This is a genomic window from Pradoshia sp. (assembly GCF_051873915.1).
Classification (GTDB): Bacteria; Bacillota; Bacilli; order Bacillales; family Pradoshiaceae; genus Pradoshia.
This window is the reverse complement of the sequence record NZ_JBJEFJ010000034.1, coordinates 1-15,107: the sequence shown is the minus strand read 5'-3', so window position 1 is coordinate 15,107 and position 15,107 is coordinate 1. Positions and strand designations below refer to the sequence as shown.

At 42.0% G+C, this 15,107-nt stretch carries 11 protein-coding genes; all 11 read right to left on the bottom strand.

Annotation, left to right across the window (positions count from 1 at the left end):
• Positions 1–61: 61 nt before the first annotated feature.
• The gene (gene yfmH / locus ACI35L_RS03520; RefSeq protein WP_439802254.1) at positions 62–1,354 is read right to left on the bottom strand and encodes an EF-P 5-aminopentanol modification-associated protein YfmH; all 1,293 of its coding nucleotides are present in this window, start codon (positions 1,352–1,354) and stop codon (positions 62–64) included.
• Entirely contained in the window at positions 1,354–2,631 is a 1,278-nt protein-coding gene (gene yfmF / locus ACI35L_RS03515; RefSeq protein ID WP_049671370.1) for an EF-P 5-aminopentanol modification-associated protein YfmF, read from the bottom strand. Before yfmF ends, yfmH begins: the two co-directional genes overlap by 1 nt.
• Before the next feature lie 252 nt (positions 2,632–2,883).
• On the bottom strand, positions 2,884–3,843 hold the full coding sequence (locus ACI35L_RS03510; protein ID WP_049671371.1) for an ABC transporter permease: 960 nt from the start codon (positions 3,841–3,843) through the stop codon (positions 2,884–2,886).
• The gene (locus ACI35L_RS03505; RefSeq protein WP_049671372.1) at positions 3,844–4,896 is read right to left on the bottom strand and encodes an ABC transporter permease; all 1,053 of its coding nucleotides are present in this window, start codon (positions 4,894–4,896) and stop codon (positions 3,844–3,846) included.
• A complete protein-coding gene (locus tag ACI35L_RS03500) occupies positions 4,889–6,424 on the bottom strand; it encodes an ABC transporter ATP-binding protein (protein ID WP_049671373.1) in 1,536 nt (511 codons plus the stop codon). The genes ACI35L_RS03505 and ACI35L_RS03500 overlap by 8 nt, the downstream gene beginning before the upstream one ends.
• Before the next feature lie 185 nt (positions 6,425–6,609).
• Positions 6,610–7,698 (bottom strand): BMP family lipoprotein, encoded by a 1,089-nt coding sequence (locus ACI35L_RS03495; RefSeq protein ID WP_439802253.1) that lies wholly within the window; start codon positions 7,696–7,698, stop codon positions 6,610–6,612.
• Positions 7,699–7,750: 52 nt separating this feature from the next.
• Positions 7,751–8,476, bottom strand: coding sequence for a GntR family transcriptional regulator (locus ACI35L_RS03490; protein ID WP_049671375.1), 726 nt, complete (start codon positions 8,474–8,476; stop codon positions 7,751–7,753).
• A gap of 600 nt (positions 8,477–9,076) precedes the next feature.
• Positions 9,077–10,156 carry a BMP family lipoprotein gene (locus ACI35L_RS03485; protein ID WP_049671376.1) on the bottom strand — a complete coding sequence of 360 codons (1,080 nt, stop codon included), beginning with the start codon at positions 10,154–10,156 and terminating at the stop codon, positions 9,077–9,079.
• Positions 10,157–10,716: 560 nt separating this feature from the next.
• The gene (locus ACI35L_RS03480) at positions 10,717–13,056 is read right to left on the bottom strand and encodes a DNA translocase FtsK (RefSeq protein ID WP_049671377.1); all 2,340 of its coding nucleotides are present in this window, start codon (positions 13,054–13,056) and stop codon (positions 10,717–10,719) included.
• A gap of 177 nt (positions 13,057–13,233) precedes the next feature.
• Complete coding sequence (locus tag ACI35L_RS03475; RefSeq protein WP_049671378.1) at positions 13,234–13,446, bottom strand: YlzJ-like family protein; 213 nt, start codon at positions 13,444–13,446, stop codon at positions 13,234–13,236.
• Positions 13,443–14,186, bottom strand: a complete 744-nt coding sequence (locus ACI35L_RS03470; protein WP_049672949.1) for a ClpP family protease — start codon at positions 14,184–14,186, stop codon at positions 13,443–13,445. The genes ACI35L_RS03475 and ACI35L_RS03470 overlap by 4 nt, the downstream gene beginning before the upstream one ends.
• Between the last annotated feature and the right edge of the window lie 921 nt (positions 14,187–15,107).

Below are 15,107 nucleotides of genomic sequence, written 5' to 3'. Positions count from 1 at the left end.
TGCTGCATAAAAAAACTGTTCCATATGCTGGTGTGAACCAAGCATATGGAACAGAAAGTCTTCAAGATGAAGAAGGAAGTATTTGAAAAACAGAGAGACGGTCCTTCTCAATCAACCCGTCAACCGCCTTCTGCACGTCGGCCAATGTCAATTCCTCAAGGACAGAAACGACATCAAATAACTCCATTTCATTGAAAGCATACCGTGTAAATTGATTCGCGATGGACTCCAATGAATTTAATGAGCGAAGAAAGCCGCCAATTCGTTTCTTTCTAACGGCATCGAGCTTTTCTTCCGTCAAGAATCCGCCCTCTTTCACTTCAAATAAGATGGATTTAATTCGTTCAGCCAATTGATCAGGCTCCCGTGTATCACCGCCGATCATCCCAAAGCCAAAGCCATATTCCTGTGTATAATCATAAAAGAAGGAATTATCGATCATTCCTGACTCAAACAGGCTCTCATAATACTCAGAGCTCTTGCCAAAGGTGCATTCGAGAAACAGGCCGATTGATAGCTCCTGTTTAAGCATTTCCATCCCTTGCAGATCTGTGTCAGCGGCTTTTATACCGACGACACATTTAGGTGACTGTATATGCATTTGGATGGAGCGCTCCTTAATCGCTGCTGATGTCGGTTCATCATCAAATTTGCGGCTGATTTCTCCTTGTTTCGTGAATTCCTTTTTCGCCTGATTATCCCGGACAAGCTTCATGATTGTTTCCGGATCTTCCGGCCCCGTGATGAAAAGGAGCATATTACTTGGGTGATAGAAGGTATTATAACATTGGTAGAGCAGCTCTTTCGTAATTCCAGCAATAGATTCAACCGTACCAGCAATATCGATTTTGACTGGATGATTGTGATACAGATTCTCGATAATGCCGAAATAAAGCCTCCAATCAGCATTATCATCATACATCATGATTTCCTGTCCGATGATTCCTTTCTCTTTTTCCACGCTTTGGTCAGAGAAATACGGTTCCTGCACAAAATCAATCAAGGTTTCAAGATTCTTTTCGACATCAGAGGTACTGGAAAATAAGTAAGCTGTACGTGTAAAGGAGGTGAATGCATTAGCCGCAGCTCCCTGTCGGCTGAATTGCTGGAATACGTCACCATCCTCTTTTTCAAACAGCTTGTGCTCAAGAAAATGAGCGATGCCGTCCGGCACGCGTGAGAAATCCTCTACCCCTGGTTCTTTGAAATGATTATCAATGGAGCCGTATTTCGTTGTAAAAGTGGCATAAGTCTTGTTGAAACCAGGCTTCGGCAATATATAAACCGATAATCCATTATCCATCTGTTCAACATATAGCTCTTCCTGCAGCTGTTCAAAGATTTGTTTTTCCATTATTCAGCCACCTCCATTCCATGAAGGAAGTAGATTGTATCGAGCACAATTTTCTCCCCGCAGGCAATAATCTCTTCTCTAGTCACTTCATCTACGCGCCTGAGCCACTCATCGAGCGTAATATCCTGATCTGCCACAACATTATGATAGAGGACCTCTGTCAGCCCCCGTGAGGTATCAATCGTTTCCAGCAATTGATTCTTAATGATTGCTTTTGTTTGCACGATTTCCTGTTCCGTGAAATCACCGCGCTTCATTGCTTCCATTTGTTCCTTAATGATTGTAACGGCCTGCTCATAATTCTTGTTGTCAATTCCGGACATAACCATAAGCAGTCCTTTATGGCTTTCAAGCCTGGAAGCTGCGTAATAAGCAAGGCTCGCTTTCTCACGTACATTAATGAACAGCTTTGAATGAGAGAAGGCGCCAAATATGCCGTTGAACATTTGCAGGGCAAAATAGTCCGGGTCCTTGTACGTAATATTTGTTCGGTAGCCGATATTTAATTTTCCTTGTTTTATATCCTGGATTTCTTGAAGCTCCTTCGCCTCTTGTACTTGATGATTTATGTACGATACGCTCTCTGGTTTTCTTTCACCGAATTGGAAGTAGCGGTTGACCACATCCATTGCATGCTCTTCTTCAATGTCCCCGATTACATACAAATCCAGTTCATCCTCTGCGAAAGCACGTTCATAATAGGCATATAGGGATTCAGGCGTAATCTCCTCAACTCTGTCGGCAATTCCGTTTGCATCAAGTCGGTAATTCTCCTCCACGCACATCTCTTGTGTCAATCGAAGGGATGAATAGCGCATTTTATCATCATAGATGGATTCTAATCTCTGTTTAAGCGCTCTCTTTTCCTTTGCAACCGTATTGGAGTCGAATTGACCTCCCTTGGCATTTGGTTTCGTCAAAACCTCTGCTAAAAGCCCAAATGCTTGCTCGAGTAACGGCTCCTTATGGGATAGATACTTTTCATTGACCATCTCCATTTGAAAGCTCATGATGTGATATTCGCCTTTTTTTCCTACATCCGCAAAAAGGCTGGCCCCGTATAGCCCGTCAAGATGATTTCGGAAGGCAGTTGAGGTGGGAAATGTTTCCGTATTGCTTTGGAGTACATTGGGAAGAAGCGCCCTAAGTGTAACGGTTTCTTCTTTTAAAGGGGCTTTCATTTTCCATACCAAAGTATTTGTCTTGTACTTGCTCGTAGGCACAAAGTGGACAGTTACACCTTGATGCTTTATCGTTCTTTCAGTTACTACGGCCATAACATTGACCTCCCTATATGAGATTGATCGTTAAATTATCCATATTGTTCGTCTCACAGAATGATTTTAAACCTTTAGTTTGAATATACATGGTTGAATGAAAATAAAGCAAGGGACAGCACCTGCCCCGCCTACTTATACTTATGTAGAAAGGAGCGGGCTTACAATCAATGATGATCGTTTCGAATAAAAAAAGCAGGCAAAGGTAAGAGGGATTTTCCCCTTTTCCTTTGCCTGCTTGAACGTTCATTCTTATCGCTTGCCTTTGATATATGGTTGCCCGGATGCTTTCGGTGCATCTGCACGCCCGATAAATCCAGTAAGGGCAAGAATGGTTAAAACATATGGAAGGATGAGCAGGTAGACGTTCGGAATCTCACTGAAGAACGGAAGCATCGAGCTTACGATACTCAAACATTGAGCAAATCCGAAGAATAATGCCGCACCCATCGCACCAATTGGATGCCATTTACCAAAAATCATTGCGGCAAGGGCCATGAACCCTTGGCCTGAAATGGTTGCATGGTTGAAATCTAGGGCAATGGTCGTCGCGTAAACAGCACCGCCTAAACCACCTAAAATACCACTTAGGAATACCCCGATATATCTCATACGATTTACATTGATTCCCATCGTATCTGCCGCCATTGGATGTTCCCCAACAGAGCGAAGACGAAGCCCAAACGGCGTTTTATAAATAACATACCACACGATCACCGAAATGAAGATGGCGATGATGGAAGTATAGTAAACATCAGAGAAAAGAATATCGCCCAAAACCGGAATGTCGCTAAGAATCGGAATATCTTCCTTATAGAAAGGCTGAGCAATTTTGTCTGTTTGACCAGCACCATAGATTAATTTCACGAGGAACAGAGACGCCCCAAGCGCCAGCATGTTAATCGCGACACCACTGACCGTTTGGTCCGCACGGAATGTAATGGACGCAACGGCATGAAGCAAGGAGAAAATCCCCGCAACAACCATGGCTACCACTAGAGAAACCCAAGGGGTCCAGCTTCCTAATGAATCGGAGAATGTTAAGTTAAATACGACACTTGTGAATGCACCAATAATCATGATCCCTTCCAACCCGATGTTAACAACACCAGATCGTTCAGAAAACACGCCGCCAAGAGCGGTAAGAATAAGCGGAGCTGCATAGACAAGTGTAGAAGGAACAAGTATAGCTAAAATTTCTACGAAACTCACTTATTCCACCCCCTTCTTCTTGCTAAACTTGCTGATTACGACGCGAATAATATAACTTGAAGCCACAAAGAAAATAATCAGGGCTATGACAACATCAATAATCTCGGTTGGAATGCCTGTCTCAAGCGGCATGTTCAATGAGCCATATTTCAGCCCGCCGAATAGTAATGCGGCAAGAACAACACCAAGGGCTGTGTTTGCACCTAGAAGGGCAACAGCGATACCGTCGAATCCGACACCTGTATGAGCGCCTTTAACACCAATGTAACCAAATGTTCCAAGACCTTCCATCGCGCCAGCTAGACCAGCAAATGCACCGGAGATTAACATGGCATAAATAATATTTTTATTAACACTGATTCCTGCGTATTCAGAAGCATGCTGGTTGAACCCAACCGCCTTCAGTTCATATCCTTTTGTGGTCTTCTCTAATAGGAACCACATAATGATTGCACCGGCAATGGCAATAGCAAAGCCCCAGTGCATCCGTGAGTTGTCTGTCAATGCTGCAAAGAATTCCGAACGCAGTGTCGCAGAACCCGCGATTGCTTCAGTCTTATCAGATCGGTCAGTCAGTACATTCGAAATAATATAGTTGACAACATGCAGAGAAATATAGTTCATCATGATTGTCGTAATAACTTCATGAACTCGGAATTTCGCTTTCAGCAAGCCTGGGATGAATGCCCATAGCGCACCGGCTACTGCTGCTGCCAATACAGCCAGCGGAAGGTGAATGAGTCGTGGAAGATCGGTGAATAAGGTTCCAATCCATACGGATGCAAGCCACCCCATCAAGAATTGTCCTTCAACACCAATATTGAATAGACCCGTTCTGAAAGCAAATGCTACTGCTAGACCTGCTAAGATATAGGGAGTTACCTGACGAATGGTTTCTCCCATAAAATATGTGTCACTGAATATGCCTTCCCATAATGCGATATATCCATCTACAGGGCTATAACCGCTCGCCAGCATGACGATAGCACCTGCAATAAGACCCAAAATAACGGCGATTACAGGGATTAGTATATTTGATAGACGTTTATACATGTGTTTCCTGCCCCGCTTCCTTCACTTTACTTCCTGCCATTAAGAGACCAAGCTCTTGCTCTGTTGTCTTCTTAGGATCGACAACCGCTACGATAGCCCCCTCATAGATGACGGCAATTCGGTCACTTACATTCAGGATTTCATCCAATTCGAATGAAATTAACAAGACCCCGCGGCCTTTATCACGCTGTTCAATCAAACGTCTATGAATGAATTCAATAGCTCCGACATCGAGTCCGCGTGTCGGCTGTGCAGCAATCAGCAAGTCAGGGTTACGGTCAATTTCCCTTGCAATGATGGCTTTTTGCTGGTTCCCGCCTGATAAGGCACGTGCCGGGGTAAACTCACTCGGCGTCCGTACATCAAATTCTGCAATAAGCTGCTTCGCTTTATCAAAGATATTTTTAAATTTCAAGATGCCATGCTTTGAGAATGGCTCTTTGTAATAGGTTTGGAGCACCATATTTTCGCCAATAGAATAATCAAGAACAAGTCCATGCTTATGTCGGTCCTGTGGAATATGACCAATGCCGGTTTCCGTGATTTTTCTCGGTTTCTTGTTCATAATATCATTTCCATTAATGGTAATGCTTCCTGATTCACTCTTGCGAAGACCTGTAATAGCTTCGATTAATTCAGTCTGACCATTGCCATCAACACCGGCAATGCCGACAATTTCTCCAGCCCGTACAGATAGATTCAAGCCTCGAATTGCGTCAACACCTCTTGAATCCTTTACAACGAGATTATCGATTTTGAGAACATCCTCAGCAGGCTTGGCATCCTTCTTAACGGTTGTGAATACTACCTCACGGCCAACCATAAGACTTGCCAGTTCATTTGGATTCGTTTCACTGACATTAACCGTTCCGATTCCTTTACCCTTACGAATAACTGTACAGCGGTCGCATACTTCCATAATTTCTTTCAGCTTATGAGTGATAAGAATGATGGATTTACCTTCAGCAATTAGATTCTTCATGATTTGGATTAGTTCTTTAATTTCTTGAGGAGTCAATACAGCTGTCGGCTCGTCAAAGATTAAGATTTCAGCTCCGCGATAGAGGGTTTTCAATATTTCTACCCTTTGCTGCATTCCAACAGATATTTCAGAGATCTTCGCATCCGGGTCAATTTTCAATCCATAGCGCTCTGACAGCTCGCGGACTTCTCTAGAAGCCTCTTTCAAATCAATTTTGCCAGCTTTTGTTGGTTCTTTACCTAGAATGATGTTCTCTGTAACTGTGAACGTGTCAACCAGCATGAAATGCTGATGGACCATACCGATTCCCAAGTCATTCGCAATATTAGGACTTGTGATGCGAACCGCTTCACCATTTACTTTGATTTCGCCCTCTTCTGGCTGATATAAGCCAAACAGGACATTCATTAATGTAGATTTTCCCGCACCATTTTCACCTAGCAGCGCATGGATTTCACCCTTTTTAACCTGCAGGGTAATATCATCATTGGCTACAATGCCGGGGAACTCTTTACGGATGTTTAACATCTCAATAACATAGTTCACGGATATTCACTCCTTTTAATTTCCATGAAGATTCATAAGCAAGATGGCAAAAGAAAAGCAACCCAATGTTACACCCTTGCGCTACCTTTCCTTTACCATTTTCCCTAAGAGGTCTGATGTCAGACAGTCATATGCAAGGGTAATGAAGGGATAAGGATGACGCCCTTATCCCTTCATCGTTTTCTTTATTTTTTTAAGAATGCATTAAGTTCTTTTTCTGTAGCAGGAACTTCGATTTCACCATTCTTAATTTTCTCTTTGTATTCGTCAACAGACTTGATCATGTCCTCAGTTAAGTTATCAGTCGTTGGAGCGATATCTACACCGTCAGAATCAAGACCGAATTCAACAACTTCACCGCCAGGGAAATTGCCATCTTTAGCGTCTGTTGCAACTTGCTTAACTGCAAGGTCAACACGTTTAACCATAGAAGTTAACGTAACGTTCATGTCAGTACCGTCGATTTTACCTTCGGCAGCTTGGTCTTTGTCTACACCGATTACCCATACTTCTTTATCAGGGTCGTTTTTCTTGATATTTTTCGCTTCTGTAAATACACCATTACCAGTTGCGCCTGCAGCGTGGTAAATAACATCAATGCCGGATTTGTACATAGCTTCTGCTGTTGCTTTTCCAAGAGAAGCATCACTGAAGCTTCCAGTGTATTTCACTTGAACATTTGCATCAGGGTTTACTGATTTAACACCGGCTACGAAACCAGTTTCGAATTTTTTAATAAGTTCACTTTCCACTCCGCCAACAAATCCAATTTTATTAGATTTAGATTGTAAACCAGCAATTACACCAACTAGGAAAGAACCTTCATGTTCTTTGAATGTAATACTTGCAACATTGTCTGCATCAACTACAGAGTCAACAATTGCAAAATGGCTGTCAGGGTTTTGATCTGCTGCTTCTTTTACTGCGCCTTCCAATAAGAACCCAATACCGTAGATTAAATCAAATTTTTGGCGGACTAATTGGTTTAGGTTAGTTGTATAATCAGCGTCAGATTCTGATTGCAAATAGTTGTAGCCGTCCTTGCCTTTTTCCAAACCATTTTCTTTACCGAAAGCTTGCAAGCCTTCCCATGCAGATTGGTTAAAGGATTTGTCATCAACGCCACCAGTATCAGTAACCATTGCGACGGTGAAATTATCTTTTTTTGAATCACCTTCACTGCTGCTGCTGTCATCATTGTTTCCACAAGCACCAAGAATAGTTCCTGCAGCTAGTACGAGAGACAACGCCATTCCAAATTTGCGTTTTTTCACGTTCTTAACCCCCTAAATAATTTTGGCAGTAGCTTTTTTAGTATGAGCCTTCTCAAATTCTTTTACGCAGAATATGAAAATGAAACTTATCAGCTCTAAAAAAGTTGGCAGAGTGGAGATATGGCTTGTCCTGACTGTCGAAATGAGTTTGTTTCAGTAATAGAAGGGCTGTCTCCGGATTACAGTTCAATAGAGGCGATACCTTTTCATCATAGCCAATAGGCTCGATGTCAGCGACAGCATATGTAATCTTCACGCCCGCCTTCTCTTCCAGCAAGGCCAGCATCGACTCTTCTTGAAACATGGAAGCATCCGATACCACATGAATCGGCATCTTATCCAAGCAATAGACTACCGGATCTCCGTTTGCGGTTCTGACTCGCTCTATTATCAGAAACTTTTCGTCTTTCTTACAGTTGAACCTTTCCATATCTTCTTCCGTTGCACCTTCAATGGATGATGAAAGAAATATCGTTCCTGGAGTCATGTTTGCTTCCCGAATCATATCAGTTACACTATTAAGTTGTTCTATGCCGGATGTAAATAGCGGTGTCGCATTAACAAAGGTACCGACCCCATGCCTGCGAATAATCACCTTATCCTCTTCTAGAACCCTAAGTGCTTCCCTTAATGTCGCTCTGCTTACACCAAGTTTTTTTGCCCATGCAAACTCTGAAGGCAACTTCTCATGTTCCCTATAGACACCCGAGCTAATATCTTGTCTAATCTTGTCGATTACCTGCAGATAAAGCTGCCGGTTGTCCTGTTTGATAGACATCCTTTTTCCTCCAAGTTACTTATTTCCTAATCATTTAAAAGATACAAATCTACTAACCAATCATAATTTATCATGGATTTTGGAAGAAATAAATAGGTTTGCCTAAAATATAAATAATGTCACACTTGTCGAATTGACGAATTTTCGCCATGTAAGCGCCGTAAACCTTATTAAATCAATGTTTTTTAACTGAAAGGACTTTTGTACCATCCAAAAGATTATATTTTTGAAATTTTCATTCTATTCCATTTAGCATGACCTATTAAAAACGTTTTCTTGTATATAAGCCATCCTAAAGCAGCTTAAAAACCTGTTTACGAAAACATAACTACCTATTTTTCCCATATCATATGGTGTATTATCCGGTAATTTCTAAACAGTATACCTTAATAAAACTTCTGCTTCCGATCAACCATTACGCCATACTAATTCTATCCTAAAATAATATATATTCGTTCGTATCCCCTATAATAGGCTCACTAATGGATAAAAACGACTTCTTTATAGTCAGCTGATGAACCATCAAAAAAGCAGACAAACCCTTCTCAAAAGGAAGTCTGTCTGCTTCTATCCATCTGTTTATAAGGAAGTGATATATCCTTATTTCAAGAAGGAAGCCAGCTCTTTTTCATTTGCCGGTACTTTAATATCGCCTTTTTTGATTTTCTCTTTATAATCATCAATAGCCTTTATGATCTCATCGGATAGATTATCCTTCGACGGAGCTAAATCCACCCCATCCTCTTCAAGACCAAATTCGACTGTTTCACCACCTGGGAATTTCCCATTCTTCGCATCTTTTGATACTTGTTGTACAGCTAGGTCTACCCGTTTTACCATAGATGTCAGCGTAACATTCATATCTGTTCCGGAAATTTTTCCTTCATCGGCTTGATCCTTATCGACCCCAATTACCCAAACATCTTTATCAGGATTATTTTTCTTTATGTTTTTGGCTTCAGTGAATACACCATTACCACTATTTCCAGCCGCATGATAAATGACATCAATGCCTGATTTATACATCGCTTCTGCAGTCGCTTTTCCTAAGGAAGCATCACTGAATGTGCCTGTATATTTCACTTGGACATCCGCCTTAGGATTAACTGATTTAACGCCGGCAATAAAACCAACTTCAAACTTCTTAATGAGTTCACTTTCCACTCCGCCAACAAATCCAATCTTGTTAGAGGCTGTCTTCAACCCAGCAGCAACCCCTACAAGGAAGGAACCTTCATTTTCCTTGAACATGATGCTTGCCACATTATCTTCTTCTACAACTGAATCAATAATGGCAAACTCTGTGTCAGGATTCTGATTAGCCACTTCTTTAATGGCTCCATCCATTGTGAATCCTACCCCGTAAATTAAGTTGAAGTTCTGGCGTACTAATTGGTTTAGATTTGTTGTGTAATCTGCATCAGATTCTGATTGCAGATAGTTGTATCCATCTTTGCCCTTCTCCAGGCCATTTTCCTTACCGAAGGCTTGAAGCCCTTCCCAAGCTGATTGGTTAAAGGATTTATCATCGATTCCTCCAGTATCAGGCACCATAGCAACGGTGAAATGATCCTTGTCTGCATTATTTTTGCTGCTGTCATCATTGTTTCCACAAGCACTCATAAAGGTACTTGCCGCTAAAACAAGTGAAAGCGCAATTCCAAATTTTCTTTTCTTCACTGCATTAACCTCCAAAATAATCTAGTCAGTAGCCTTTTTAATATGAGCTATTTTTTCGGCATTTATGAGTAAAATCTCCATTGATCAATTAGGTAATAAAAAGATACCGTCATTCAACGTGATCTATATATGTATTTAGGCCTTAAGATGATTCCGTATCTTGTACGTTTCCAATGCTTTCGCATGGAGTTCACATCATGAATAAAACAGACGCGTATAGAAAGTCTACTAACAAATGATAATTTAACATGGTTTAAAGAAAAAATGAATATGTTTTTCTAATATAAAATAATGTTACACTTTAAATTTTTGGAACTCTGTTGAAATCTACAGAAAATGTTGATAAATATGTAATCAATCGATTATATTGCCTGATAATAAAGAATAGACAAAATCATTTATTGATATAATAATATAACCTTATTCATGTTTATCTAACCATTTAGTCATCCTAGTTCGATAATAACCCGGTAATTAATCAGCCTATATATGATCGAATACTCAGACAAAACGAAAGGACTTCAGCCTATATACGCTGAAGTCCTTTTCAGTCCTCTTTATTAAGAATTACTCGCCTGGTCAAAATCCTTTGGCACCAGGACAGCACGCGGTTTGCTGCCTTCATAAGGGCCAACGACCCCTCGTGCTTCCATCTCATCGATCAGCCTGGCCGCACGTGTATAACCTATCCTAAAGCGGCGCTGCAACAAGGATACTGATGCCGTCTGCATATCTGCAATCAAACGGACAGCTTCATCATACAGTTCATCTGTTGTGGTCTCCTTGCTCGGCTCCGGTATATCCTCAGGAATCATATTCTCCTGATATTGCGCCTTCTGCTGAGAAATGACGAAATCAACCACATCCTCTACCTCTTGGTCAGACAGGAAAGCCCCTTGCACACGGATTGGCTTGGATGCCCCGACCGGCATAAAGAGCATATCCCCTCGGCCCAGGAGCTTCTCTGCGCCGCCCATATCGAGAATCGTTCTTGAATCGATTTGAGAGGATACACTGAAGGCAATCCTCGAAGGAATATTGGCCTTAATGACCCCTGTAATAACATCAACAGACGGACGCTGAGTCGCGATAATTAAATGAATCCCAGCAGCCCTGGCCATTTGGGCGAGACGCGTAATCGCGTCCTCCACTTCATTTGACGCAACCATCATTAAATCAGCCAATTCATCCACAATGACAATAATATATGGCAGGAGAGGATTTTTCTCTCCTTCCTCCAAGTTCTGGCGTGTAATTAGATCATTATACCCTTCTATATTTCTCGTACCAGAGTGAGAGAATAATTCATATCGCCGCTCCATCTCGCTTACGACCTTTTTTAAGGCTTGAGCCGCTTTGTGAGGGTCCGTAACAACTGGAGCCAGCAAATGCGGAATACCATTATAGACATTTAACTCAACCATTTTCGGGTCAATCATCATCATTTTTACCTCATGGGGCTTTGCACGCATTAATACGCTGGTGATGATGCCGTTTATACAGACACTTTTCCCGCTTCCTGTCGCCCCTGCGACAAGAAGATGGGGCATTTTATTCAACTCGGCCGAAACAGCTTCTCCAGAGATATCTCGTCCAAGTGCAATCAAGAGCTTAGACCCGCTTTTCTCAGACGGCTGGACCTCAAGAACCTCCCGCAAGGAAACAACGGCTACATCTGAATTCGGAACCTCGATTCCGATAGCTGATTTACCCGGAATCGGGGCCTCAATTCGAATGTCCTTCGCAGCCAGGGCCAGCGCAAGGTCATCTGCCAGTGAGACAATCTTCGATACCTTCACGCCGACATCAGGATGAACCTCATATTTCGTTACAGCAGGTCCTAAGTGAACCTGAGTCACTCTCGCTTTCACCCCAAAGCTCTTAAAGGTGCTCTCAAGTTTCTCGGCATTCGTATGAATCAGCTCATATTCCCCGCTTTGGTCTGCTTTTTTAGGCGATTTTAATAATGACAGCTTTGGAAGCTGGTAGTCGACATTTTCCACTTCCATGAAGGTCATAGGCTCTTCCTTTTCAGCCGCATTCCCTTCTCCAGCTTTCGGCCGCACATCCGCTTGATCTGATACCGGCTCAGACACTCCATCCGTTTCCTGATAAGCTCGGTCTGCGAAATTGGAAATGATTCTTTCCTCGAATGGCACCTCTTCTGCCGCATTCTCGCCAGGCACCTCAACATCTATGTCTTTCATGACCGGCTCAGTCTTGCGTGTCGCTCGTTTGTCTGCCTTTTTCCTTGTTGTCTTGGAACTGCGGAAATCCTCTATAAAGGCATCCCACTGTTTCTTAATGAAACGTCCAAAGGAGGAGATAACCTTGCCGATGGAATCCATGAGTCCCCTGCCGGTTATGAGTATGATGCCGCCAACGATGAATAGAAAGGCAATAAATTTACTTCCGGCATCAGCAAATAGGAAATGGAAAGCCGCATAAAGGAATGCACCAATCATTCCCCCTCCTAAATCAATCGTACTGGCTGAGCCATTCACTTCCATCCAAAAGATTTCCCACGTATTCAAAATGACACTAGGGCGCAGAGCATCGTTTGCAGATGAAGCTAGATGCTCAAACAAAATCGTATGATGATATAAAAGAATCGCCAATACCATTAAGTAAATGCCGACAAGCTGCCTTTTAAAGAAGAACGGAATCTCCCGTTTGTATATCAAGTATATACTGAATATCATAAGGCCTAATAATAATAATATGTACCATTCTCCCATGAAAAAGCGAGCCAAAATCACGAATGAAGTTCCAACTGCACCCAGCCTGGCCATGGCAATCGCTGCAAAGCCAAATAAGGCGAGTCCGGATATTTCGTATTTTAAGGTAGACTTGATCTGGTCTTTCTTCTTAGACCTAGGTTTTCGTTTATTTTTAGCCATCCAACCACCCGTATTTCTTTCTAAAATTAGCAGCTTCATATCAGCCAATTGTCTATGTATGTACTTCTTGGTGAAAAAGTGCTGACATAACGCTTAAGGAAAACAAAGAAAGCAGCCTGGCCCCGGCTGCCTATCCCTGTTCCCTTAATTATAGCATATTTGGCCTTTCAAAACCTTTTATTCCGGATGATAAATTATATTGCCGGGGGATAGAGAAGTGGATAAATAATCATTCGGTTCAGTGCTAATGATACGGTGTACCCGGACGGACCCATCAGGCAATCTCTCGCCAACAAATGGCACACCGCCTTTGTTAAAGACGCTATGGTAATCAACGTTCGTCTGATCCATCGATAATAATTCCTCAGGTATGATTGTGTAGTACGTCATTGGATAGGTGTACCCTCCTGTTCTTTGCCTGCCTTGATTAATTCATTCAACTTGGCAATGGCACTCCCGATTCCTCCTACCTCATTGATTAAGCCTGTTCGCACCGCATCTTCCCCGATGACATTCGTGCCGATGTCACGGGCTAGGTTCCCGCGGGCAAACATCAAATCCTTAAAGGTTTCCTCATCAATACTGGAGTGCTTTACGACGAAATTAACGACCCTGTCCTGCATCTTATCCAAATACTCAAATGATTGCGGAACACCTATGACCAAGCCTGTCAGACGAATGGGATGAATCGTCATGGTCGCCGATTCTGCGATAAAGGAATAATTGCAGCTAGTCGCAATGGGAACACCAATGCTATGGCCTCCGCCAAGAACTATTGATACAGTCGGCTTAGATAAAGAAGAAATCATTTCAGATATTGCCAGTCCAGCTTCCACATCTCCCCCTACCGTATTCAGGATGACTAGCAGTCCCTCAATGGCAGGATTCTGCTCAATCGCTACAAGCTGTGGAATGACATGTTCATATTTTGTTGTTTTATTTTGGGGAGGCAATTGCATATGCCCTTCGATCTGCCCAATGATATTTAAGCAATGAATATTTGAATCCTTTGGTAATTGCGGCACATTCGTCTGTCCCAGGGATTGAATCTTATCAATTAAGCTGCTTGGGGAAACCCCCTTCTCATCAGCAGCCTTTTCCTCACGTGGCACCTCTTCAGCTTTATCCATTGTTTTCACAGGCTCCCTTCTTAAATCAAGCAAACGCTTCTCATTAGTATGGGCAAACACGATGAAATCATACGTTTAGTCATAAACACACTGCATACAAAAAAGGAACCCTTTTTATAGGGTTCCCCTTCTCTTAACACCTTAGGTGACTCAACCATGCATCAGCTGATTTAAATATAAACTGGTTATATTCTTAACTTTCCTGTCCGGTACTTTACGTTCCTGCATTCAGCTGAAGTGTGTTTCTTCCGCTTAATAAAAGGTTTCTTTACACCTTTTGTTCTAAACATTACACACACTGCATTGATATTTAGTTATTGGTTACTCAACCCATCTTTTGCGACTTGATTGGTGTTGACATGTGGAATCGATCTTCCATGTCTCAATGAATAGTGTCATTATCGGGCTTATCGATGATTGTCCTTAAGTAAAGTAATATCCATAACGCCACCTTTATAATGAAAATCCGATAAAAGGCTTTTGGTCGATTCTATTCAGGCCTTTTGTGACATCCCCACTAGCTGTCTGCCAAATCAGCCCTTCCATCCTCTCCCGATTGAGTTATGTTTATAAGCCAGAATATCCTTTACTTCCAGGTCTGCAATCCATATCTCCACATCTTCATTAGACCATTCATGCAACCCTTCTTCGCATGGCAATTCAGGTATATAGCCAACGTTCACGTTTCTTGCTTATTTACTTCTTACTGGTACTTGCACGGAACGAAACACTATATGATTGAGTCGCCTGAGGTGTTAATCCTGCTTTCTTTTTAATTTCTTTCCTATCCTCCTTTCATTTATAGTTTACCCGGCTCACATAAAAAGAAACCGCTTGCAAACATTTTTTTATTTTTTTTATTCATTCAGGAAAAGGAATGTAAAGTCCATTTTTTTCATCCATCCGATTGAAGCCGAAAAC

Excerpts from the sequence above, each read along its gene's own strand:
- yfmH (WP_439802254.1), bottom strand. The coding sequence starts at position 1,354 with ATGGAAAAACAAATCTTTGAACAGCTGCAGGAAGAGCTATATGTTGAA.
- yfmF (WP_049671370.1), bottom strand. The coding sequence starts at position 2,631 with ATGGCCGTAGTAACTGAAAGAACGATAAAGCATCAAGGTGTAACTGTC.
- ACI35L_RS03505 (WP_049671372.1), bottom strand. The coding sequence starts at position 4,896 with ATGTATAAACGTCTATCAAATATACTAATCCCTGTAATCGCCGTTATT.
- ACI35L_RS03490 (WP_049671375.1), bottom strand. The coding sequence starts at position 8,476 with ATGTCTATCAAACAGGACAACCGGCAGCTTTATCTGCAGGTAATCGAC.
- ACI35L_RS03480 (WP_049671377.1), bottom strand. The coding sequence starts at position 13,056 with ATGGCTAAAAATAAACGAAAACCTAGGTCTAAGAAGAAAGACCAGATC.
- ACI35L_RS03475 (WP_049671378.1), bottom strand. The coding sequence starts at position 13,446 with ATGACGTACTACACAATCATACCTGAGGAATTATTATCGATGGATCAG.
- ACI35L_RS03470 (WP_049672949.1), bottom strand. The coding sequence starts at position 14,186 with ATGGATAAAGCTGAAGAGGTGCCACGTGAGGAAAAGGCTGCTGATGAG.